Genomic DNA, 21,800 nt, shown 5'->3' on the forward strand with positions numbered 1-21,800 from the left:
CATTTCCAGCCATCTTGGTTTACCCTCTATGCGGCCTGGGTAACGAGCGTTAAAGCGTGTTCAACAATTTCTGGTCCGGCCCCTTTCTTGTGGGCATTCTCACTTAGGTGGCGGCGGAATCGCCGCGCGCCCGGCAGCCCCTGGAAAAGCCCGAGCATATGTCGGGTAATATGATTCAGGCGCTGGCCGCGCTGCATTTCATTTTCTATATAGGGCAGCATTTGCTCGACCACTTGCGCTGCATCCGGCCCTTCACTTTCACCAAATAGCAGGCTATCCACTTGGGCAAGGATTGCCGGAGTTTGATAGGCTGCACGCCCCAGCATAACACCGTCCATATGCCGCAAATGTTGCAGGCTCTCCTCTAGCGAGTTAATACCCCCGTTAATAATGATTTGTAGCTGTGGATAGTCCTGTTTCAGACGGTAAACCATATCGTAATTAAGTGGGGGGATTTCGCGGTTTTCCTTTGGGCTGAGGCCTTTTAGCCAGGCTTTGCGCGCATGTACGATAAATGTGTCAGTGCCAATAGCTGCCTGGGCCTCCACAAAACGGGTCAGGCCAGGATAGTCCTCCATATCATCAATACCGATTCGGTGCTTTACCGTAACTGGGATAGATACTGCTTCGCGCATCGCGGACAGACCCTCAGCCACCACATCCGGTTCTGCCATCAGGCAGGCACCAAAACGGCCCGATTGCACCCGGTCACTGGGGCAGCCGCAGTTGAGGTTAATTTCAGCGTAGCCCCACTCCTCGGCGATACGGGCGCATTCGGCCAGCTCCCTGGGATCGCTTCCGCCCAGTTGCAGGGCTACGGGTTGCTCTGCTGCATCAAACTGCAGGTGGCGCTCCCTGTCTCCATGCAATATTGCCCCAGTAGTCACCATCTCCGAATACAAGCGTGCCCGCTTACTCAACAGGCGCCACATATAGCGGCAATGGCGATCACTCCAATCGAGTAGTGGCGCGGTACAAAAGCGGTGGGGACTGAAATCTGACATAACTTCTTGATTTTACTGCATTTAGCGGAATTGTAAGCGCTTCAGCTTAAGCCTTCAAAGGCGCCTAAAAACCCTGTTTTACCCGGTTTTTCTCGCTCGTGTGGTACATTACTGGTACAAGGAATTGCTTGTACCAGTGAGGGAATAATGGCCACGATCAGGGCACGGAAAAATGCCAAGGGGGAGGTGCGCTATACGGCGCAAATCCGAATTTTCAGGGATTCAAACGTAGTTTATACGGAGTCGGAGACGTTCGGCAAAAAAGCCTTGGCCAAGGCCTGGGCAGACAAGCGTGAAGCCGAACTTCGCGACCCTGCCGAATGGCACAAAAGCCAACACCGAGGCATCAGCGTAGGCCAGGTATTGCAGACCTATCTAGACGATTTTATCGATGTAGGTAATTTCGGGCGATCCAAGCTTTCCACTATCAAAATGTTAATTAAGCGGCCAGATCTTGCAGATCTTGATGCCGTAAATCTACGCCGTTCTGAGCTGCTCAATTATCTGCGCAGGCGATTAAAAGAAGCTAAACCGCAAACGGTAAAAAACGACATCATGTGGTTGTCAGTGGCATTCAGGACTATTGCCGCTAGCCGGGAGTGGCCTATTGCAGTAGGTGAAGTCAGTACAGCATTTGATGTTGCGGTGCAGACGCGCATGGTTGCCAGAGCTGAAAAGCGGGATCGTCGGCCTGCATTGGAAGAGTTGGAAACCTTTATCGACTATTGCCGGGCGAGCAGAAAACTAAAAATTCCCATGGATGAATTGGTGCTATTCGCTATTTTCTCCGCCCGCCGTATGGAAGAGATCACTGAGCTACGCTGGGATGATCTAGATGAGGAGCGTCGGCAGATTCTAGTACGCGATACGAAAGACCCTATACGCCCAGTCTCGTTTTGGGCTCACTTGCCCGATGAGGCACTGGCAATAATTCTACGCCAGCCGCGTAAAGATGAACGTGTTTTTCCCTATCTGGCAAAATCAGTGGGTGGCCGTTTTGGGGTAATTAATAAGGTGTTGGGTATTGCTGATCTGCATTTTCATGATCTGCGCCATGAAGCTGCCAGCTATTGGTTTGAGCGCGGCCTGCCAATCCAACGAGTGGCCCAGATTACCGGCCACCGCACTTGGTCGACACTGCAGCGCTATACCCACTTATATGAATTTGGAGAGATGGACAAATACGCGGGCTGGAAATACCGGCCCGTGCTTAAGCGCTGTTCAAGCGCTCCCAATCATTCAGCGCCTCCTGTCGACATTGATCAATATGCTGAGCCAGATCATTCGCATTAATAAGCCATTCAGATTTTTGTGACCCGCCGCGATAGGCGGGCACAGGCAATTGGTGCAAGCGCGCGCGTTCCATCGCTTTCCTAGGCAGCATACCGAAATACTTCTGGCAGCAAGCCTTGAGCGGGATATCCACACTGCCGAATTCCGCCATTAGTAAAAATACCGTATTCATAGTGGTGATCCTTTCCTTAGAGCTCTACACCAGGACAAAGCCTTGGCCTTCGTGTGTGAGTGCGCCCGCTTTCTGCATAGAGAAATTTTTGAGGGTTAGCAATATTGAGGTTTAGTTACGTTGCTTAACTCAGGAGGACAGCTTTTTTCTTTATCTTTCCGTCGCTTTAACTTTCCGTTAATTACGCTATAAATTTTTGCGGTGTCAGTTTTCTTATCAAAGATCTGTGCCCAGTGAGTAAATATCTCATTCTTGGCTATCTGCTTTGCGGCTTCCTGTGCTTCCTCTTCAGTGTGGAATGACTGTTTAAAGTCCTTAATTCCGCCCATCATTAAGTTGTAGGCGCCACAGAAAAGTGCGTATCTCTTCATTTGATCCTCCATGCTTTTAAAAAAAGGGCTCCTTACTGGCAGCCCAGGTACGGTTACAGATGACTGAATGCGCCGGGGCGCGGTTAAATTTTTTGGCCGTTTAGGAATGCCACGCGATTGGCGGCAAGCTCGGGGCTGTTGTGATCGGAGTCGGTATGCCAAGTGCCGCTAGGGTCATAGAATCCGACTGTCCAGAGTCCGGGTTCGGTTTGTTGGTATACGTACATTTTTCAATCCTTTGCTTTTATTTGTGGTTGATTAACTGGCTTGGGGTACAGTTTTATTTTCGATAAGGTCGCGCATCCAAACCATGCCGTTAGATGTAACTTTGGTATTGATATACGGCACTGCCACTGGCCCGCGTTTGTATTGAGCGTTTTGTGCAACGAGCAAACCTTGTGTTGTGGCGAACTTGGTGGGTGAATTACGCATGGGTTCATGGCTGTGCAACAAGCCGTTATTCCGCATGAGTTCCATTAATTTATTTCTACCCATTCCCAACAGGCGGGCGGCTTGGGTGATGGTGAAAAGTTTTTCTCTGTTCACGCTGCCTCCTGATCGTCTTGTTCTGGGGCTTGGCCTTGGATGGTTTTTGTGAGTGTGGCGATTTGTTTGCGCATTCTCACAATTTCAGTTTCTTGCAGCTTTACCTTGGCCAGCAATTCTTCGTACAGCTCTAATATTCGGCTGAACTCATTCATTAAATTGCCCTGACCTTTGCGGCGGCTTCGCCGGCTAGGGCAACGTAGGCGGCGCCGTCTTCATAGTCGTCAGCTACAAATACGCCGACGCTTGCGCGGGATTGTTTGAGGAGCGCCATAAACATCCAGCCTTGCTCCTCGGTGACGCAGTGTCCGTAAAGGGCATTAAAGGCGGTTACGGTTTTGGTCATAGAGCGCTCGCCGTCTTCGCTGTCGCGTTGCTCGGCACGGTCGCGCATGTGTTGGACGCCCTTTTCCAGAAAGGCGGGGGCGCTATAGTCCGGTGGTGTAAATTCTTTTGTGTTCATGCGACCTCGCTCTCATTGATTTGCTGTGCAAGGTGATCGAGGGCTGCGAGGTAATCAGTTGCAGCTTGCCGACTTTTACTAAGGGCATTTTGTATGGCTTCTGTGCGGTTTTCCCCGAAGCCCTGTGCCAGGCCTGAACCCACGACATTGGGGAAAATGTCATAGGTGACGTTTAGGCACGCGTGAAAATCCAATGCCCCATCCGAATTGCGCCGGCAGGTCATATCCCCAAGGGTCATATCCCCCGGTAGTTGTTCACCCTGCAGCACAATGGCTTCCATGCTGACTACAGAGTGGTCAGGATTTTTTCCTGTGTCGGTGATTGAGGCCGGCATAAATTGGATGCTATTCATGCGGCATCACCTCCAAACGGTGGCCAGTTGTTATTTACTGGCTTTGCGGAGGTGGATTTTGGCTGCACTAGGCGGGTGCCAATTTTGAGGACGGCGTTGGCGATATCGATGCGACGCTTGAGGCGGTCGATATTGCTTTTACTCATGGCAGTTGGATGTATAAACACGGTGGCGCTCATGCGAAGTTCTCCCGGTTGCGGATGCGAATAGTTCGAACTGTGAGGCGGCGTTGGATGCGGGTACGCAGTTGTTCCTGTGCATCTGAACCAATGCCGTTAAGAACTGAGGCGATCAGGGCGAATTGAATTAATCCGTGTTTTACCGCTTTAGCCACTGCGTCTGTGCTGTTGCGGGCGTGCAGTTTGTAGAAGCATTCGGCCAGCAGGTTGCTGACATTAGTGACTGAGCACCGCATGGCCTGGGCGGTCTCGCGGTTGGATAGCCCTTTGGCGCGGTGCGTCAGCGCTTCGGCCTGGCGTGGGGCCAGTGGTCTGAAGTTGGTGGCGGTGTGCATTTGAGCGCCCTTGTTATTGGCTGTTGGTGAAATATTAGCAATGACGCTTTTAATTTGTCAACGTCATTGCTAATAATTTGAGTGTGCCTGGTCTGTTAAGGGCGGGTGGTATCCTCAAGACTCGCCTCACACTAAAAATGAAGGGAGCATTGATATGGCTGCAAAGAGGTGGTTATTAGGTATCTGTTTGCTGTTGCTAGCGGGTTCAGTGTTTGCGGATTTTAAGAAAGAAATAGCGGCCTGCGCGGTGAGGGATGGCGATCTCACTTGATTGGAGTGCTACGATCAGCTGGGTTGTAGGTCTAGATAATGCAATTAAGCCCTTGAGGGAAACCTGCAATTGGTTACCGGAAATAATGGCCTCATAAGAATATAACCCGTGAATGCGGGCTTTATTTTTTCCTGGACAGCGCTTCAACAGTGTTTTTGATGAGCTCGATATCTTCTTTGCTTATTGAGCCTTCTTGGAGTTTTTCTGTAATCAGTCGCACGAGCTCTATGAACGCTTTATTGGGCGGTGATGTCGACGGCTCTCCTGCCGTGATTTGCTGAATGATTTTCCGTTCGGACCATTCACCGGCGTCGTTCTCTGAAGTGGCGGGATAATCTAAAGATCCTGGGACTAATTGTAATTCCCTTTCTATATAGCGAGCGGCCCGATTACCAATGACTAGCTCTCCGTTGAGGGCCTTGGCAAGGCTTGGGAGTATAGCTTGGAGTTCTTGTTCCAAGGCTCCTTCACCATGTTCTTCTGCCAGTATTAGTAGGTTTCGACGGCGGATTTGCCCAATATTGGCGAACTCGGTCATTGCGTGGTTAGGATCAATTTCCCAAGGCTCAACTTGGAGCAGCTTGGAAAACCTTAGAATGGCATCCGTGTTAAGGGGTATCCGGCCGGTCAGATATTGGGCCACGGAACCTTGGGAGCTCCAGCCAATAAGTGCAGCGGCCTTCTCCTGTGTAAGGCCGAGCTCTTTCTTTTTCTCATCCCATATATTTCTCAGCCTTTCTATACAGGTCTGTTCATGGGCGGTTAACGGGCGTCTTTTCATAGGCGCGAGCTTATTAGCGTTGCTACTTTTCGGCAATCGCCATTGACGTTGACATGGTTTAGCGTCAATGCTAATTTTTGTTGAATGAAGCCGATTGAACTTGCCATTAAGACTGTGGGGACACAGCAGAAGCTAGCGACTGCCTTGGGGCTTTCTCAGGGAGCAGTTGCACAGTGGGTGACAGGCCGTAGGCCGGTGCCGCCTCGCCAATGCATACCAATAGAGATGGTGGCGGGCGGCGTAGTGACTCGTCATGAATTGCGCCCGGATGTTTTTGGGCCAATGCCTGCGGGCAGCGATCCTGGAGAGCCTCCAGAAGTTCAGCAGGCAAGTTGAGCGGGTGAGGGTTAGCCGGTGAAACCAGAATAACGATCATTTTCAAATCCCCATTTTATTGTCCTGCCATTCTGCGGTTTTTGAAGATCGGGATTAATTCATTGCGGTATATGGGGTTTTATACAGGAGAGGGATAGGTGGATAAGCAAATCGATCAAGATGCAATTGCGGAGTTTCTAAAATCTGAACAGGGTGAGGCGCTGATAACAGAGTGTTTTTCTGATTATCTGGATCGCAATGATCCTGCGAAGTTTGCCAGCTGTGCACAACAGGCGGCAGATAGCGCTATGCAGATTACGGGGTATTTAAATCAAGTCGCCGCTTCGCATGAGTTGACCAAGCTACGACATGCTAGTCCGGAGTTGAAGATTCCCGAGGGGCGGCAGCGTTGGCTAGACAGCCTAACCATATTTGACCGAATTCGGGCGGCTTTATTGATTGCCGTTCAGGGGGCAAGGTGTGCTGGGGCTATGAGTGAACATGCGGTGATGTGCCCAGAGCGCCCAACAAGTGATATTGGTGCTATTGAGATGGAGACTGCTCGCTTGCTGGGTGATGTTTGTATTGCTTTGCTAAAAGCACAGCCGCCTCAGGTGATTCAGCAGATTTCGAAAGCGCGAGTTGAACGCCTGACTCAGAGTGGCTGAGGTAGCTCACACAATGCCAGTAGTTGTTGCTGACGTAAATGCAGTCGCCAGGGTGAACCGTCATTTCTGATTGAAATGTGGGAGGGCATGAGTCGTCAGGGTCGGAAAGATACTTCAATTTGTACAGGTATCCAGCCATGGATTTTCTCCGATTGTTGTTTGTTGGCACTTTCAGCATACCGAGAAACCCGTCACCTGGGTAGTGGTGAGGCGGCCGGGGCTGTCCGGTGTTTTTCTCAAGGATAGGTAAAAACAATATGATCAAATTAATTTGTTTTCGAGGGGGGGTGCATGATTCGTCGAAGCGCTAAGCCATCTTCAAATTATTTGGTGGTTGCTAATTCCGTTGTGTGCGACCGGCGTATCTCTTTTGCTGCAAGCGGTTTGCTGCTGCATCTGCTGTCGAAGCCTGAACACTGGGAGGTTTCCCCTTCAGCATTAGCTAAAGAAGCTCAGGAGGGCAGGGATAAGATATACAGGCTATTGGGGGAGTTAATTGAAGCCGGCTATTGCGAGCGTATTACTAACCGTGAGCGGGGAAAAATAATCGGTACAGACTATGAAATCTCTGATACCCCCAGTCGCTCCAAAACGGATTCTGAACCACTTCCTGAAAAACCGGATACGGTTTTGCCGGATACGGTTTTGCCAGATACGGTTTTGCCGGATCGGGTTTTTACGACACAAGAAAGTAAAGATACTAAGAAAGTAAATAATCTAGAAAGTAACCAGAGAGAGAGCGGTCAGTGTGGTGCCCTTGCTGTCCGTCAGGAATCTGCCCCGCCATCGAAGCGTGGTACTCGCCTTCCCGATGATTGGCAGTTAACCCAAGAATTTTACGATGAGGCGGCAAAGACGCGGCCAGAGGTGATGCACCAGATCTACGACATTGCGGCTAGCTTTGGTGATTACTGGAAATCTCAGTCGGGCAAGCAGGGGGTACGGCGTGATTGGTTGGCGGTGTGGCGTAATTGGGTGAGGCGGGAGAAGTTTATTCCACAGCAGCGGGCGGTGCCCCATCAGAGAACCCGAGACCGGCCAATCGGTGAGATTCTGACAGATACCAACTGGTAAACACGAAATATCAAGGAGCGATAGCTATGACCGTTGTGACCCTCACCGAGGCGAAAGAGCGAATTTTAACAACTGCAGCCAGCAGGCCGTTAGCAGCATTCCGCACGGACAACCCACGCCAAGTGGATCTAGTGTTTGCCAATACGGTGGTAACTCAAAATAAAATCCGGCAGGTGCATGAAGATTATCTGGGTACTTTCCACCGAGATAACCTGCATGTGGCGAGAAAGGTTTTTCAGGAGCATTTTGATAGTTTTCAGGTGGCTGCTTGATGGGTTCGGTTGGTGTGATTTTCCAGTGTTTTTCAAGAGGGTTTTACTAATGTCGGAAGTTGGTATTCGTGATCTCTTGTGGGAGTGGGCCAGAGCGTATCCTGAGAGGGCGGGAGATTCTGTATCTTGGCCGCGTATGGCGGCATTTGGTCGGGAGATGATGAGCGGATGCACGGAAATTACAACGGGAATCGATTGGGAAAGAGCGGCTAGAACGGATGCTGTGGTGCTCGCTTATCTGAACACGATTACTCGTCGGCAGGACAAAGGGAAGGCAGAGTTGGAGGGAATGGTTTTCTGGTTGAGGTATTACTATCGATGGGAGATGCCTCATGTGTGTAAGAAGGTTGGCCAAAGCAAAAGCTGGGTAATTAATATGTGCCGAGTTATTGAGGGAACGGTAGAGGCATTTTATTTGGCGCGAGATGCTGCATGACTGGCTTTTAATACAGTACCAAGCTGTTGACAGTGTACACGTGTACACTCTAATATCTGCAAAGCTGCTCAGGTTATTGATGCGGCGAACAGAATACCCTTCTAAACCGGCCTTGTGCCGGTTTTTTCGTTTCTGAATCCCTATTTTTCATTGCTCCATCCTCTGCTCTTGGCGGCGCTCTTATGGGCGCCTTTTTTTTGCTTAAATATTGAGGCTTTATGTTCCAGAACGACTATTTCACAGAGTCGGAATTAGCCTGTCGTTGTTGTGGAAAAAATCATTTCGAAGATGAAACGCTCAGGCGGTTAATTCTAGTTAGGGAGCGATATGGCAAGGCGATGATTATTAATTCCGGCTACCGTTGCCCAGCTCATAACGCCAGATTAAATGCGACCATGACTCATACCACCGGGCAGGCTGTTGATGTTTCTGTGGCTGTGAGCGGGGCGTACAAGCTTATGAAAATTGCCTTAGAGGAGGGTTTCACCGGTATAGGGGTGAAACAGAAAGGGCCGATCAAAAGTCGGTTTATCCACTTGGATGACCTTGATTCTATTCCTGGCGAGCGTGCGCGCCCTACAGTGTGGAGCTACTAATGATTTCAGCTATATCCAACTTGCTCGGCAAGGTCATAGACAAGGCATTCCCGGATAAGACAGAGGCCAACCGCCTAAAGGCGCAGGTAGATTCAAAGTTAATCTCAATGGACCTGGAGGAGCTGAAAGCGGCTACCCAGGTAATCACTGCTGAAGCTAAGGGAGAGTCATGGCTACAAAGAAACTGGCGGCCAGTAACAATGCTCACGTTCGTGGGCCTGATCGTCTTTCATTGGCTGGGGTGGACAGCACCAAACCTAAGCGAGGACCAGACGCTCGCCCTTCTGGAAATCGTAAAAATCGGCCTCGGTGGTTATGTCGTGGGGCGCAGCGCTGAAAAAGCGGTGAGGGCTTGGAAGCAGTCATGACACTTCAGGATGCTCTGAGAGAAATAGCGGATAAGGCTGGCTATATGACTGCCATTGGTGCGGGAACTTTCGCGGGTTGGCTTGCAAACAACTGGCTTGGACTTGCGGGTGTGGTGATAGCTGCGGTTGGTCTGATGGTGAATTGGTATTACAACCATAAGCGCTTGAAGCTGCAAGAGCAGCAGCAGGGTGAAGACTCATGACGGTTAATGTCAGCATTGATACTTCAGCGTTTGATAGTGCCTCTACCGAGTTACAGCGTCAGCTGCCTTATGCTGGCTCTGTAGCTTTGAACAATGTGGCCTTTAGGATTCGAGGGGAAGAGCGTTCTGCAATGGGCCGGGTTTTTATGAACCCAGTCAAGTTAACTCTGAATTCAGTTCTGATAGATAAGGCGACCAAGCGCTCTGGTCGTGCCAAAGTTTATATCCGTGATCATGCCACTAAGGGCACAGCACCCAGTAAATACCTTGCCCCTTCTGTATTTGGCACTAGCCGTAATGACAAACGATTTGAGCGGGCGCTGCGCATTGCTGGCCTGCTACCCGCTGGGATGTATGTTGTTCCCGGTGAGGGGGCGAAGCTGAATAAGCACGGCAATATCAGCGCGGGCACTTACAGCAAGATCCTATCCCAGGTTAGTGCTAGCTCTGACCCCATGCAAAACGCTACCGATAGCCAGCGTAGTAAATCCAAGCGAGGAGCAACCAAGGGTTACTTTGTCGGAAAGATTGAGGGCACTTTAGGAGTATGGCAAAGGGTAGGGTACAAGCGACGCCGATCAGTTAGGCCCATCCTGATCTTCGTTAAAAAGAAACCAGAATACCGTAAGCGTTTTCCATTCTTTCAAATTGCTGAAGGCATAGCCCGAAAGCACATCCCCATCGAGCTGGAAAAGGCAATGGAGCGCGCACTGGCAACCGCCAAACGGCGCTGAACGACACCTCAACGGGTCCTCCTGAGAAATCCGGCACACGGGTAATTCGGACCCCGCTTTTTTAACAGATATCTGAAATTTCCTAGGGGGGTTATACCTTGGCTGGCGATATCTCTTTTGATGATCAGGCCACTCAGTCTGGTTTTGCTCGCTTAGTAGGCGCATCACAGCCGGCGATTGCCAAGCACTACAAAGCGGGGGTCTTTACTGAAGGTGCCAATTATAGGGTTTGGCTTCAAGAATACTGCGAGCGATTACGGACAGAAGCCGCTGGCCGCCAGGTTAGTGATGCTCGCAGCCGTCGCGATATGGCCCAAGCTATTGAGTCTGAGGTGAATGCTCAGATGAAAATGCGCGAGATGTATAAGGACGATCAATTAATTCTGGATATTGAGTCTGTACGCAAGGTGATGGTGGAGTGGTCCACCATTGGAAAGAATGAATTATTAGGAGCGGTGGAGAGCATCGTTATTGCTATCGAGAGCCAGTATGCAATTACCGTCGACCGCGAACCCTTACAGCCAAACATTGACGCTGCCCTCAAAGCTATTGGCAGTTACCAGATTGAATCTGAAGAGGCTGGTGGAGGAGGTGCGTCAGGCCTGGATACCGCAGCCTAAAATCCCGCTGATTGAGTGGCTGCCAGACAATATCAAACTGCCGTCTGAGGATAGCGACAACGCCGGCTATTACCGCAACGATTATGTGCCCTATTTTTGGGGCGTGATGTACGCGCTGGATAGTCCGGTGTCGTGGATGGTAGTGATGCAGAAGGCCGCGCAGATCGGCTGGACGGTTCTGCTGGCTACCGATATCTGTAAATGTGCGGTTACTGAGCCCGCTCGGATCCTGATGCTGTTCCCCAAGGATGAAAAAGGCCGGCAGTTTATGGATGAAAAGCTGGTGCCGATTATCGAAGGGTCGCCAGCAGTAAATAAGGTGATCGATGTCACCACCAGCCGTAAAGGTGGCAGCCGCTCAACACGCAAGAAATTCCCCGGTGGTGAGGTTCGCACCATTGGCTCCAACTCAATTTCTAATGTGAAATCTACTTCAGCCCGCCGGGGCTATGTGGAGGAGCCAGACGATACCAATAAAGATGTCGGCGATCAGGGCGATTCCATTCGCCATCTGCGCGAACGCCTCAAGCGCATGCGCAACAAGAAATTGATTATTGGTGGAACGCCTGCGGTAGCGGATCTCTCCCAAGTAGAGCATTACACCAAGCTCGGCACCATGCGCGTTCTACCGGTGACCTGCCACGACTGTGGCGAGTCCCATGTATTGGATTGGGAAAACGTCAGCTGGCTGGAGAAAGAGGGCGGTACTCCGCACCCGGTATTCGGCCTGCACCAGCCAGAAAGCGCGGCGTATAGCTGCCCGCACTGTGGCAGTGTCTGGGATGACTACCGTCGCCAGGCCAATATCCTGCAGACCTGCAAAACCGCGCGGGAGAGCGGCGATGACTTTGCCGGCTGGGTCAAAACCCAATGCGGCGAGGACTTTGCAGAAGATGAAATTGAGCCGATAGAAACCTTTATGGAGCTATCAGAGCTTTATGTTTGTATCCCTGGCACGGGCTTGGCTGAGGTCGTAAGGGATTTCTTAGAAGCCGAACACGAAGCAAAAAGCGGCGATGAATCCGCACGTATCGTATTCCAGAATAACAAACTGGGCCGACCCTATCAGTATGCAGCCAGCCAACTGCTAGACCATGAAAAGCTGGAAGAAGCTGCGGAAGACTATCCAGAGTTATTTTGCCCAGCGGGTGGTCTACTGGTAACAGTCGGAATCGATGTTCAGCACGATCGCCTAGCGATCAGTATTCGCGCTTTCGGTCGCAATGAAGAAAGCTGGCAGATGTACTGGGGCGAAATTGATGGTGATACCGCCGATAAACAAGATGATTGCTGGTCAGCGCTGGATAAGTTGGTTTTTCAAAGTTTTAAGCACGAGCGTTTTGGTGAAATTCGTGCAGCAGCAGTAAGCATTGATTCCGGGGATGGCGGGACTAGCAATGCAGTGTACCACTGGGCAAGAACTCGCGATAAAAAATATCGCCGTGTTCAAGTGAATCCTATCAAAGGCGATAGTAACGATTTTGGGAGAAAGGAGATTTATACCCCTCCTAGACAGGTCGAATATGCCGACTCCAAAAGACGAACCAAAGCGGATTTCTTTGAGGTAAAACTGTATTTCGTCGGTACACACAAGGCTAAAGACCTGATTGCTAAACGTCTACTCGGCACTAGTGCCTACATGCACAGCTGTAAAAATGTGCGGCAAGATTATTGGGAGCAAGTTACTGCTGAGGTTAAGGCTCCAAGCAAAAAACACGTAGGTAAGAAAGCGTGGCAAAAAAGAGCAGGTAAAAGTAACGAGGGGTTGGATACTGAGGTTTACGCTCTACACGCAGCCCATGTTATGGGGATGCATAAATGGAACGAAAAAAAATGGTCAACCATTGAAGCGCGTTTAGGCCAGCGCACTTTATTTAGTGAACCTGGGCCTAGCTCAACTCCCGAACAGCTCAAGCCTGAGCGGAAAAAACCGCGGCGGCCATCACAGCCTGCCGGCTCCCTATTGGATAGCTAAATGTCTAAAACCGCACAGGAAATGGTCGACCTCTACACTGAGGCCGAAATAGACGTGCTCGCCGGAAAAACCACGGTGATCAATGGTCGGCAATTTACTGCCGAGAACCTGCAGGAGATCCGTGCCGGTCGGCAGGAGTGGGAGCGCCGCGCATTGCAAGAACAACACAAGGCTGCTGGCAAACGCCGCGGACCCGCCTACGCGAACTTTTACTAATGAATAAATTAGATACTGTAATCGGGTTCTTTGCGCCCGAGGCTGCCTTGCGCCGTGTGCAAGCTCGCAGGGCCTTAAAAATCGTTGCAGCCTATGAGGCTGCAAAGCCAAGCCGACTGAGAAAAAACCCCGGTGATAACCGCAGCGGGGATCTGGTGGTAGAAGCGGGTGTGGAAACTCTACGCGGCCAAGCTCGGCACCTGGAACAAAACCATGATTTCGCCGCTGGTATTCTCACAACCCTGGTCACCAACATTGTTGGCCCGCGTGGCATCGATGTGGAGTTTCAGCCCAAAACCTGGGATGGCGATATCCATGATGGTCTCGCCAGCCAAATGAATGATGCCCACAAGGAATGGGCACGGCGTCCGGAATGCACTCGGCAGTTCAGCTGGGCCAAATCTCAGAGACTGCTGTGCAATACCTGGCTGCGGGATGGGGAAACCCTACTGAGGCACCTGCAGGGCACAGTACCCGGCTTAAAGCATCGCACTGCTGTGCCTTACACCATCGAATGCCTGGAACCGGATTTTCTACCGGTCAATTACAGCGACCCCAGCAAGCGCATTGTTCAAGGCATCCAAAAGTCTGCCTGGGGCGAGCCCGGAGGATTCTGGCTGTATGACGAGCACCCCGGTGCCTCGTTGAACTGGCGCATGAAACGCAGATTCCACAGTGCAGAAAATATCGAACACCTGAAGTTTGTACGCCGTCTGCACCAAAGCCGTGGGGTTTCCATCTTTGCCGCGGTAATGAATCGCCTCAACGATATTAAAGACTATGAAGAAAACGAACGGGTCGCCGCCAAGATCGCCTCTGCGATGGTTGGTTTTATCCAAAAGGGCAGCCCTGATCGCTATCAGTATGACGACGACTTGGATGATGACGGAAACCGCACCCTGGATATCCGTGCCGGCGCCATCTATGACGACCTTCGCCCAGGGGAAACCGTCGGCACCATCCAGAGTAATCGCCCAAGCGGTCTGCTGACTCCTTTTTTAGAAACCATGCACCGCATGGCTGCCGCCGGCACCATGGCCAGCTTTAGCAGTATCAGTAAAAACTACAACGGCACCTACAGCGCACAGCGTCAGGAACTGGTAGAGCAGTGGGCCAACTACGAAACCCTCAGCCTGGAATTCTGTGAAGAGATTGTAGAACCGGTTACCCGGCGCTGGGTGCAAATGGCTTTACTGGCAGACGCCTTTCAAGTGCCCGCTGATGTGGACCCGGCAACCCTGATGCATGTTGATTTTATTACCCCGGTGATGCCCTGGATTAACCCGGCCCATGAAGCCAGCGCCGATGAAACCCTGCTGGAAAATGTACTGGCCAGCCCACAGCAGACCATCCGCCGCCGTGGCAAAAGGCCGGACGATGTGATTAAGCAAACCGCTGCCTGGCAGCGAAAGCTCAAACAAAACGACATTACCACCCCAACCAAACGCACCGCTGTTCCCCCACAACAAGCTGAGCCTGAATCTCAATCTGAACCTGAATAGGAGGCAGCCATGCCGAATAAATCCTGGTACAGCATTACCGCTGCCGCAAACAACAGTGAAGCCGATATCTATCTATACGACACCATCGGCTACTGGGATATGACTGCAAAAGATTTTGCCCGAGACCTTAAAGCGCTCGGTGATGTCAGCAAGATCAATCTGCATATCAACTGCCCCGGCGGTGATGTGTTCGACGGCACCGCCATTTACAACCTGCTCAAAGACCACAAAGCCGAAGTGGAAACCTGGATTGAAGGCATCGCAGCCAGTATGGGCAGTGTGATCGCCCTCGCCGGGGACAGGGTCCATATCGCCGAGAACGCTTATTACATGGTGCACAACCCCAGTGCCGGTGTTCGCGGTGACGAGCGCGCTCTGGAAAAAACCAAGAGCCTGCTGGCCAAAGTCAAAACCACCATGAAAAGCCTGTATTCCTCCCGCACCGGAATGTCGGATGAGGACATCAGCCAAGTGATGGATGACGAGACTTGGTATACCGGCGCTGAAGCCGTGGAAGCTGGCTTCGCCACTGATACCACCGCAGCTATCGAGATGGCTGCCAGCTTCAGTGCCGATCACTTAAACCAATTCAAAAACACCCCCCAAGCCATTAACGCATTGGTCACGCAGGGACCCGCTGAATTTAGATTCCCGTCTGCGGTTGCAGGCAATCCAACCCAAACCCAAACCCAAACCAAGGAAGCGCAAGCTATGACCACAACTACCTCCACCACGCCAGCTGCAACCGCTGCGCCCGAGGTTACCCCAGAAATGAAAGCGCAGATTGCCGCCGATGCAAAAGCACAATTTGCCGCCGATGAGAGAAAACGCAAAGACGATATCACGGCTGTATTTAAAGGCTTCGAAGCGCACAGTGTTGTGATGCAGGAATGTCTCAATAATATGGACTGCACCGCCGAAAAAGCCAAAGACAAACTGCTCACAGCCCTCGGCAGCCAAACCCCAACCCCCGTGCAAAGCTACAGTGTGGTGGTACAGGAAGGTGAGGGCATTAAGCGCATGAAAGCCGATGCCGAAAATGCCATTGCTGTACGTGCCCTCGGTGAAAAACGCACAGAGGGCAATGAACTCAGTGGCTATACCATGCTGGAAATTGCCCGCATGTTAATGCACGCCCACGGCCAGAACCTGGGTGGTATGGATAAGATGGCGATAGTCGCTGCTGCCTTTACCCACAGCTCCGGTGACTTTGCGACTGTCCTCGGTAATATTGCCAATAAATCCATGCTGAAAGGTTATTCGGAAGCAGCAGAAGTCTTTCCGCAGTTTACCGCCACCGGCAACCTGAGCGACTTTAAGATAGCGACCCGCACCGACCTCGGTACCTTCCCCTCTCTGCGTCAAGTGGCCCCCGGAGCAGAATTTAAATACGTAAGTATCGGAGAGCGCGCCGAAACAGCCGCACTTGCCACTTATGGGGAAATGTTTTCTATTAACCGTCAAGCGATTATCAATGACGACCTGGGCGCCTTCACCCGAATTCCACAAAAGATGGGCCTCGCCGCCGTACGCACCGTTGGAGACTTGGTGTTTAGCATCCTGCTCAACAACCCACAAATGGCCGATGGCAAGGCATTGTTCCATGCCGACCATGGCAACCTCGCCACCAAGTCTGGTATCAACACTGCCAGCATCGACGCCGCACGGGTATTGATGGGCAAACAGAAGGATGGCACCGCCTTCCTGAATATCCGCCCCAAATTCCTGCTGTGTGATATCGCCGACGAGGGTGTCGCAAAGGTTGCCCTGGAGTCAGAGTTTGAAGTGGGTGCTTCCGAGAAATCCAACACTGTACCCAACAGTGTGCGCAATATTGCCAGTGTGATCTCCGATGGTCGCCTCAGCGGACACAATGGTTGGTACCTCAATGCCGATCCGGTAGCGCACGACACTATCGAAGTGCTTTACCTAGACGGCCAGCAAGCCCCAGTGCTGGAACAGCAAAACGGCTGGAATATTGACGGGGTGGAATTCAAAGTGCGTCTCGATGCAGCTGCGAAAGCCTGGGATGCAAAAGGCATGGTGAAAACGCCCAAAACCTAATACCCAGCTCAAACCGAGCTAAACCCTAATTAATCCGAAAAGGGCCGCATCGCGCGGCCTTTTTTATTACTACTGCTTTATCCACTGAGAGAAAGAATATGGCTACGAATTTTGTACAAGACGGGCGCATGCTCGATTTCACCAACAACACCAGCGCAGAGATTACTTCCGGCCAGGTAGTAACGGTCGGTGCCGTCCTGGGTGTCGCGATGGACGATATCGCCGTGGGTGAGTCCGGCGTGATCGCCATTGATGGCGTATTCACCGTACCCAAGGTATCCGGGGCTGTGATTGGCCAGGGGGAAACCCTTACCTGGGATGTTTCCGCAAAAGCCTTTGATGATGCCGCTGCTACAGCCGCAAGCGGCGATATCACAGGATCTACAGCCTTTGCTGCAGAGGCTGCCGGTAATGGTGTAACCAGTCTAGCGGTGAAGTTCACCGGCGTACCGGGCACTGTAAAGGTCTAGGTGAGTGAACCATGGACCTGGACCTAAGAGCCGCAGAGCGCGCGTTTCGCAAATGGGGCAAAGCCGCTACCTATGATGATGGTAGCGGCGGTGAGCCTATTGATTGCCGTGTGATAAAAGATCAGGAGGTTGACGAGTTCGATGATGAGGACCGTGTTCGGGTGCCGCGTGTTGAATTGAGTCTGCTGGTGAGTGAGGTTGGCGCTTACAACTCAGAGGCGGTGATAAAGCTCGGTGGTGTGGAGTATGCGGTGCGAAAGCGGTTGGCGGATGATGGGGTTGTTTGGCGGGTGTTGGTGGATGCTTAGCCTAAACCGACAGATCAGCAGGGGATTTATGATCACTGTGACTGTTATTTTTTGGGGTTGCTCAATTTGACGGATAAAACCAGTAAAATCAATGGGTTGAGAGATCTGTGAAAATTGGGGATAGTGGTCACGATGACCGTTTTTCTAGTTGGGTCGATAGTGCTAAGTGATCGCAATCTATTGATTTAGTAGAAGAAGACGGCGTGTTGGCGTAAATTTGCATCAGAAATAGTGGTCAAGGGGATAGTAGTCATGATGACCACTATATAAATGTTATATTTCGGGAGATTGAGATCAGGTATTTAAGCTTAGTCGTAATACTATTTGTAAGTGCATGCAGTATTGTTGATGTTCAAGAGTATGTGCATGAGCCGACGAACTCCATTCGACATAGTATCGTTTACAGCTCACACACAAAAATTGACGGTATGGGCGGTGAGGAATTTAAGATAATTCCAAACTTTAGAATGTTTGCCCCATCATACTCTTTTAAGCGGGGCTCTTTAATACTCGCCGCTAATAAAGAGACGAATGTGAATGTCATTAGTGCAACAATTACGAATATAGATACAGGCGAATTCTCGAATATAGATGTTAATCGCGCGATCACAATAAATAAGCCTATTCCTAAGTCTAAGTATTTCGTAGGTTTTCTGGTGGTTATCGACGAGGAGTTCAGGAAATCAGAGAAATATAGTGGTGCTCAACTGCTAAATTTGGAAGTGTTTTACACTATCGACGGTGGAGAAGTTGTTTCTGAAATCTTCGAGCTAAAGTTAATAACCAGAAAAGACGTGGCATGGGTCACGTAAAATATAACAAAAAGCTGCACGCGGACACATATTACTACGCTCGTTTTTGTGTATGTCGCGTTGCGCCATTATGCCACAAAAACGCTCTCCGCAATATGTGCCGGTGAGCTTGGCGTTATGTATATGAAGATTGAGCGATTAGATAGTAAGTCAAAATTGGTTGGATATACTGCACTTGCACTTTCGGTGTTTGCACTTGCCTCGGGATACTTCCTTTATAGCGACTTCCCTCAGAGGGAAAGAGTTTTTACCCAGGTTGGCTTGCTTGAAAGAATTAAAACTAGATATGTTGGAAAAGGTGATTATCTACACATCATCATTATTGAAGACCTAGAGTTCAAGTATTCAAACTCCTCTAAAGACATGTTTGACAACCTTCAAGTTGGGGATGAGCTAGAACTGGAATACTACACGTCAAAGATCGATAAAGACCAGTACATAGTTGGAGCTTACTACGATAACAGGCAACTGATTTCTGGTGTTGAGGAAAAAGAGAAACTAATTTTGAATTTAATTTTGTCTTTTTCTATTAGTGTAGGTCTCTTTTGGTTCGGTATATTTGAGCTTCGTGGGGTGCGGCATGCATAACGAATACAAGCAGGTTGCTACGGGCTTCTAACCCTTCGTGGGATGGCCTGCGCTGCGCTCCAAGCTCCCCTATTATAGTCGTTATTGTGGCGGTCGGATTTATTGATTTTTCGTAGTAACTGAAGCTTTAGTGCCACTACATAGTACTCGGTATTGAGAAGTTGTACTGATTGTTATTCAGGCAGTTTCGCTCCTAGAATGTTCGCTTAGGTACTGTAAAAGGGGGTAGTCCGCTGAAATTTCGCAGAGTGCCAGTAAGATAGGAATTGGTTGAGGAAAGTACGGCATTCTTTCCTCGTAAATATTGGGCAGCGACGGACCAAGCCGTGGTTGGTAAAGCGTTAGTAGTCGGTCCCGAGCGCGCCAACCATAACCAGGCTAGGCAAGCTCGCCCGACCCCTTCGGGGCTGGGCTGGACAGCCTACGCGTTGCTTCGGCTGCCCTTGCTAGCGGCGTTAACTGTCTCTATGAAATTAGATCGCACAAAAGAATTAATACACGGCACAATAAATGAGGCAGAGCCTTATCAGGCTTTAGCTCATGTACTGGAATCTGCGATAGAGCTGGTACAGATTCCAGATAATGACTTTTGTTGGTCTTCATGGGATGACTCTGAAGAGGCAACTAAAGAAATCCAAAAACTACTTAATATGGCAAAATCGTATGCTTTGCCAGAGAGAGTCGAAGTTGGGGTCCTATTTGCACCAACTGGGCCATTACAAGAAGTTAGCTTAAGTAGTGGCTGGGCTGAGCCATTTCTTAAAGTGGCTGAGAAATATGATCAAGTAGAGAAATTATTATGGCCAAACAGTTAACAAGGCCAGGCACAATCGCCCACTTCGTGGGCTGGACCTCCGCACTGCGTGCTCCGGCCTGTGCTGGCGGCGTTAGGGCTACAAGGAAAGTTATGATGAAAAAATCGAGTATTGTCTTATTGTCAACTGTACTTACCGCTTGTGCAGGAGGAACTATTGGAGGGTTGTTACCAGCGCCTAAAATTTTAGATGGCAAGCTGGATGGCAGAAAGTACACCTCTCCAGATGGCGAATTAACAGTAATAGCACCAGCAAGCGAAGAAAGAGGCGAATGGACTTATACTGTAGTTAAAGAACATTCAGAGCAGCATGCAGATCAAAACTCCAGATTTGTTAGCTTTAAAACGCCGTATGATAGTCACTTTTACTCCGTAGAGATTGTTAAGTTCCTTAATGAGGAAGAGTTAAATTATGAAACGTTTTCACTTGTGAAAAACGACAACCTTTCCCGTGTCATCTCCTCAACTGAGGAGCGCTGGGGGAGCAAAGTCGAAAAGTTGGTTGAGTCCGATTTAAATTGCGAAAATAAAAAATCATACTCTTACTCAATTTATAAGCAGCACATCACTTCATATCCTCCTAATTTCGACAAATATTTTTTAATTTCCCAGTCATACGAAGGAAATACTATTGCTATTGTGACCAGTGAATTAAATTTTGATCTTAGAAATACGAACATCCCCGAAGAAGAAATAAAAAAATTGAATTATATAAAGCATAATGAGTTTTCATGCTCAGTCGAATTTGGTGCGTAAGCAGCCCTAACAAGTCAATCAACTACGCGCCTTCGGCGCCGGACGCAGAAAAGCAGCGCCGGTTATTGAGACGTTATAGCTCTGGAAGAATCAGAATGAAACTACTTTATCTCTTAGCCTTTACGCTAATACTGTCTGCATGTGTAAATGCACCTCATATAGCTGAAACTAACGCTGAATTGCTAGTTCAGGGTACTTGGGCCGAGTATGTTCAGGATAGCGAGATTAAGGTTTATGCAACTTATCTACCTGATGGCAGATACCACTCTTTTGGGTACTTTCTTCCGGACTTTAAGAAGTACTTCTTTGCTGATGGCTACTGGCGAATTGAAGGGGACTCCAGTTGCATTTACATCACTTACCTGAGTACTGACGATTTCGCTCCAGGAGATGTGCTTTGTAATCGAATAGTTAGTCTAAGCGAACAGGAGTTTGTCTTTGATTCTGGAGGAGTGGATGTCAAAATGGTAAAGGTCAGTGGCGTCAAGCTATAACAAGCGCATGTTGTCGGACTGTTTTTCCGCTGCGCTCCAAAACAGCCGCAAATGCGTGCGTTAGCTTTCCAAGGAAAATCGAGCATATGAATAAATTCTTAATAATTCTGACATCCATAGCTATTGCTTCATGCGCAAGTAACTCTGGTGTTACAAACTTTGAAAGCAAGGGAAATCTCGAAGCACCCAAACCAGCAGCATGCGTGGCAATTGAACAGCTTCAATCAAACCAAAACCCTGCTGATATATTTGTGGGCATGAAGCAATGCTTGGACTCTGAAAATTACGCAAGCGCAGCAAGAATGTATTACGCCGCAATGACCTATGGAATCTATGACACCAAAAGGGTTAGCGATAAAACATCGCATCAAGGCCTCATAGTTCTTCGCATGAACACATTAGGAGGTCTTTCCGAGCAACAGATTTCCCTTCTCCAATCTGAAATTAATGCAATCTTGGAAAGTAATGAGCAAGTATGCAAGACCTTAACTACGCGAGGTCTACCAACATACCATCCTACATATATGATTCAGCATGGTATGGGTGCTTTCACTGGCAATCAGACCAACAACGGCCTTGTTGAGAACTTTGATAGTCAATCTGCGTGGTCAGAGGCCATTGAAAAAACAGTTAAGTGCAAAAAAAGCTAACAAGCGCATGTTGTACGCCGCTGTCGCGGCCGGACTCACTACGCTGCGCTTCGTTCGCCGCAAATGCGGGCGTTATGCGCTCAGTTACCGGAGAGAG

The 21,800-nt window shown here is 49.8% G+C and carries 34 protein-coding genes; 23 read left to right on the forward strand and 11 right to left on the reverse strand.

The window, feature by feature from the left end; genetic code table 11:
* Nucleotides 1-26 precede the first annotated feature (26 nt).
* The gene (gene dusA, locus ACJJI7_RS10630; protein WP_444902208.1) at nucleotides 27-1,004 is read right to left on the reverse strand and encodes a tRNA dihydrouridine(20/20a) synthase DusA; all 978 of its coding nucleotides are present in this window, start codon (nucleotides 1,002-1,004) and stop codon (nucleotides 27-29) included.
* A gap of 147 nt (nucleotides 1,005-1,151) precedes the next feature.
* Between dusA and ACJJI7_RS10635 the strand changes: the two genes are divergently transcribed.
* Nucleotides 1,152-2,297: a site-specific integrase gene (locus ACJJI7_RS10635; protein WP_444902207.1), complete on the forward strand. Its 1,146-nt coding sequence runs from the start codon at nucleotides 1,152-1,154 to the stop codon at nucleotides 2,295-2,297.
* On the opposite strand, the gene ACJJI7_RS10640 is transcribed toward ACJJI7_RS10635, so the two are convergent.
* The 10 genes from ACJJI7_RS10640 to ACJJI7_RS10685 form a co-directional block, all read right to left on the reverse strand.
* Complete coding sequence (locus ACJJI7_RS10640) at nucleotides 2,215-2,469, reverse strand: pyocin activator PrtN family protein (protein WP_475114842.1); 255 nt, start codon at nucleotides 2,467-2,469, stop codon at nucleotides 2,215-2,217. The genes ACJJI7_RS10635 and ACJJI7_RS10640 overlap by 83 nt on opposite strands.
* 95 nt (nucleotides 2,470-2,564) lie before the next feature.
* Nucleotides 2,565-2,840: a hypothetical protein gene (locus ACJJI7_RS10645; RefSeq protein ID WP_444902206.1), complete on the reverse strand. Its 276-nt coding sequence runs from the start codon at nucleotides 2,838-2,840 to the stop codon at nucleotides 2,565-2,567.
* A gap of 83 nt (nucleotides 2,841-2,923) precedes the next feature.
* Entirely contained in the window at nucleotides 2,924-3,067 is a 144-nt protein-coding gene (locus tag ACJJI7_RS10650) for a hypothetical protein (RefSeq protein ID WP_444902205.1), read from the reverse strand.
* A 31-nt stretch (nucleotides 3,068-3,098) separates the two neighbouring features.
* The gene (locus ACJJI7_RS10655) at nucleotides 3,099-3,386 is read right to left on the reverse strand and encodes a phage antirepressor KilAC domain-containing protein (protein WP_444902204.1); all 288 of its coding nucleotides are present in this window, start codon (nucleotides 3,384-3,386) and stop codon (nucleotides 3,099-3,101) included.
* Nucleotides 3,383-3,541, reverse strand: coding sequence for a hypothetical protein (locus ACJJI7_RS10660; RefSeq protein WP_444902203.1), 159 nt, complete (start codon nucleotides 3,539-3,541; stop codon nucleotides 3,383-3,385). Before ACJJI7_RS10660 ends, ACJJI7_RS10655 begins: the two co-directional genes overlap by 4 nt.
* Nucleotides 3,541-3,849: a DUF6378 domain-containing protein gene (locus tag ACJJI7_RS10665; protein ID WP_444902202.1), complete on the reverse strand. Its 309-nt coding sequence runs from the start codon at nucleotides 3,847-3,849 to the stop codon at nucleotides 3,541-3,543. The genes ACJJI7_RS10660 and ACJJI7_RS10665 overlap by 1 nt, the downstream gene beginning before the upstream one ends.
* Entirely contained in the window at nucleotides 3,846-4,202 is a 357-nt protein-coding gene (locus ACJJI7_RS10670) for a hypothetical protein (protein WP_444902201.1), read from the reverse strand. The genes ACJJI7_RS10665 and ACJJI7_RS10670 overlap by 4 nt, the downstream gene beginning before the upstream one ends.
* Nucleotides 4,199-4,381, reverse strand: coding sequence for a hypothetical protein (locus ACJJI7_RS10675; RefSeq protein WP_444902200.1), 183 nt, complete (start codon nucleotides 4,379-4,381; stop codon nucleotides 4,199-4,201). Before ACJJI7_RS10675 ends, ACJJI7_RS10670 begins: the two co-directional genes overlap by 4 nt.
* Nucleotides 4,378-4,716, reverse strand: a complete 339-nt coding sequence (locus ACJJI7_RS10680) for a response regulator transcription factor (protein ID WP_444902199.1) — start codon at nucleotides 4,714-4,716, stop codon at nucleotides 4,378-4,380. Before ACJJI7_RS10680 ends, ACJJI7_RS10675 begins: the two co-directional genes overlap by 4 nt.
* 392 nt (nucleotides 4,717-5,108) lie before the next feature.
* Entirely contained in the window at nucleotides 5,109-5,768 is a 660-nt protein-coding gene (locus ACJJI7_RS10685; RefSeq protein WP_444902198.1) for a helix-turn-helix domain-containing protein, read from the reverse strand.
* A gap of 84 nt (nucleotides 5,769-5,852) precedes the next feature.
* On the opposite strand from ACJJI7_RS10685, the gene ACJJI7_RS10690 reads away from it, so the two are divergent.
* From ACJJI7_RS10690 to ACJJI7_RS10795, 22 genes are all read left to right on the forward strand, one after another.
* Nucleotides 5,853-6,104: a transcriptional regulator gene (locus ACJJI7_RS10690; RefSeq protein ID WP_444902197.1), complete on the forward strand. Its 252-nt coding sequence runs from the start codon at nucleotides 5,853-5,855 to the stop codon at nucleotides 6,102-6,104.
* A gap of 137 nt (nucleotides 6,105-6,241) precedes the next feature.
* On the forward strand, nucleotides 6,242-6,751 hold the full coding sequence (locus ACJJI7_RS10695) for a hypothetical protein (protein WP_444902196.1): 510 nt from the start codon (nucleotides 6,242-6,244) through the stop codon (nucleotides 6,749-6,751).
* A gap of 291 nt (nucleotides 6,752-7,042) precedes the next feature.
* On the forward strand, nucleotides 7,043-7,825 hold the full coding sequence (locus tag ACJJI7_RS10700) for a hypothetical protein (RefSeq protein ID WP_444902195.1): 783 nt from the start codon (nucleotides 7,043-7,045) through the stop codon (nucleotides 7,823-7,825).
* A gap of 26 nt (nucleotides 7,826-7,851) precedes the next feature.
* Nucleotides 7,852-8,097: a hypothetical protein gene (locus tag ACJJI7_RS10705; protein WP_444902194.1), complete on the forward strand. Its 246-nt coding sequence runs from the start codon at nucleotides 7,852-7,854 to the stop codon at nucleotides 8,095-8,097.
* A 49-nt stretch (nucleotides 8,098-8,146) separates the two neighbouring features.
* A complete protein-coding gene (locus ACJJI7_RS10710) occupies nucleotides 8,147-8,533 on the forward strand; it encodes a hypothetical protein (RefSeq protein ID WP_444902193.1) in 387 nt (128 codons plus the stop codon).
* Between the two features lie 218 nt (nucleotides 8,534-8,751).
* Nucleotides 8,752-9,129 (forward strand): D-Ala-D-Ala carboxypeptidase family metallohydrolase, encoded by a 378-nt coding sequence (locus ACJJI7_RS10715; RefSeq protein ID WP_444902192.1) that lies wholly within the window; start codon nucleotides 8,752-8,754, stop codon nucleotides 9,127-9,129.
* Complete coding sequence (locus ACJJI7_RS10720; protein WP_444902191.1) at nucleotides 9,129-9,497, forward strand: 3TM-type holin; 369 nt, start codon at nucleotides 9,129-9,131, stop codon at nucleotides 9,495-9,497. The genes ACJJI7_RS10715 and ACJJI7_RS10720 overlap by 1 nt, the downstream gene beginning before the upstream one ends.
* Nucleotides 9,494-9,700 (forward strand): holin, encoded by a 207-nt coding sequence (locus ACJJI7_RS10725; protein WP_444902190.1) that lies wholly within the window; start codon nucleotides 9,494-9,496, stop codon nucleotides 9,698-9,700. The genes ACJJI7_RS10720 and ACJJI7_RS10725 overlap by 4 nt, the downstream gene beginning before the upstream one ends.
* Nucleotides 9,697-10,434, forward strand: coding sequence for a hypothetical protein (locus ACJJI7_RS10730; RefSeq protein WP_444902189.1), 738 nt, complete (start codon nucleotides 9,697-9,699; stop codon nucleotides 10,432-10,434). The genes ACJJI7_RS10725 and ACJJI7_RS10730 overlap by 4 nt, the downstream gene beginning before the upstream one ends.
* A 98-nt stretch (nucleotides 10,435-10,532) precedes the next feature.
* Complete coding sequence (locus ACJJI7_RS10735; protein WP_444902188.1) at nucleotides 10,533-11,054, forward strand: hypothetical protein; 522 nt, start codon at nucleotides 10,533-10,535, stop codon at nucleotides 11,052-11,054.
* The gene (locus ACJJI7_RS10740; protein ID WP_444902187.1) at nucleotides 10,999-13,029 is read left to right on the forward strand and encodes a terminase gpA endonuclease subunit; all 2,031 of its coding nucleotides are present in this window, start codon (nucleotides 10,999-11,001) and stop codon (nucleotides 13,027-13,029) included. Before ACJJI7_RS10735 ends, ACJJI7_RS10740 begins: the two co-directional genes overlap by 56 nt.
* The gene (locus ACJJI7_RS10745) at nucleotides 13,030-13,245 is read left to right on the forward strand and encodes a DUF6148 family protein (RefSeq protein WP_444902186.1); all 216 of its coding nucleotides are present in this window, start codon (nucleotides 13,030-13,032) and stop codon (nucleotides 13,243-13,245) included. It begins immediately after the preceding gene.
* Complete coding sequence (locus tag ACJJI7_RS10750; protein WP_444902185.1) at nucleotides 13,245-14,747, forward strand: phage portal protein; 1,503 nt, start codon at nucleotides 13,245-13,247, stop codon at nucleotides 14,745-14,747. The genes ACJJI7_RS10745 and ACJJI7_RS10750 overlap by 1 nt, the downstream gene beginning before the upstream one ends.
* Before the next feature lie 9 nt (nucleotides 14,748-14,756).
* Nucleotides 14,757-16,811: a ClpP-like prohead protease/major capsid protein fusion protein gene (locus ACJJI7_RS10755; protein ID WP_444902184.1), complete on the forward strand. Its 2,055-nt coding sequence runs from the start codon at nucleotides 14,757-14,759 to the stop codon at nucleotides 16,809-16,811.
* 98 nt (nucleotides 16,812-16,909) lie between these two features.
* Nucleotides 16,910-17,281 (forward strand): capsid cement protein, encoded by a 372-nt coding sequence (locus ACJJI7_RS10760; RefSeq protein WP_444902183.1) that lies wholly within the window; start codon nucleotides 16,910-16,912, stop codon nucleotides 17,279-17,281.
* 11 nt (nucleotides 17,282-17,292) lie between these two features.
* Nucleotides 17,293-17,589, forward strand: a complete 297-nt coding sequence (locus tag ACJJI7_RS10765) for a head-tail joining protein (protein ID WP_444902182.1) — start codon at nucleotides 17,293-17,295, stop codon at nucleotides 17,587-17,589.
* Nucleotides 17,590-17,951: 362 nt separating this feature from the next.
* On the forward strand, nucleotides 17,952-18,401 hold the full coding sequence (locus ACJJI7_RS10770; RefSeq protein WP_444902181.1) for a hypothetical protein: 450 nt from the start codon (nucleotides 17,952-17,954) through the stop codon (nucleotides 18,399-18,401).
* 123 nt (nucleotides 18,402-18,524) lie between these two features.
* The gene (locus tag ACJJI7_RS10775) at nucleotides 18,525-18,989 is read left to right on the forward strand and encodes a hypothetical protein (protein ID WP_444902180.1); all 465 of its coding nucleotides are present in this window, start codon (nucleotides 18,525-18,527) and stop codon (nucleotides 18,987-18,989) included.
* A gap of 266 nt (nucleotides 18,990-19,255) precedes the next feature.
* On the forward strand, nucleotides 19,256-19,804 hold the full coding sequence (locus tag ACJJI7_RS10780) for a hypothetical protein (RefSeq protein WP_444902179.1): 549 nt from the start codon (nucleotides 19,256-19,258) through the stop codon (nucleotides 19,802-19,804).
* A complete protein-coding gene (locus tag ACJJI7_RS10785; RefSeq protein WP_444902178.1) occupies nucleotides 19,789-20,559 on the forward strand; it encodes a hypothetical protein in 771 nt (256 codons plus the stop codon). The genes ACJJI7_RS10780 and ACJJI7_RS10785 overlap by 16 nt, the downstream gene beginning before the upstream one ends.
* 95 nt (nucleotides 20,560-20,654) lie before the next feature.
* A complete protein-coding gene (locus ACJJI7_RS10790) occupies nucleotides 20,655-21,053 on the forward strand; it encodes a hypothetical protein (RefSeq protein WP_444902177.1) in 399 nt (132 codons plus the stop codon).
* Nucleotides 21,054-21,139: 86 nt separating this feature from the next.
* The gene (locus ACJJI7_RS10795) at nucleotides 21,140-21,703 is read left to right on the forward strand and encodes a hypothetical protein (protein WP_444902176.1); all 564 of its coding nucleotides are present in this window, start codon (nucleotides 21,140-21,142) and stop codon (nucleotides 21,701-21,703) included.
* Nucleotides 21,704-21,800 lie beyond the last annotated feature (97 nt).

It is taken from the genome of Microbulbifer variabilis, from assembly GCF_056232115.1.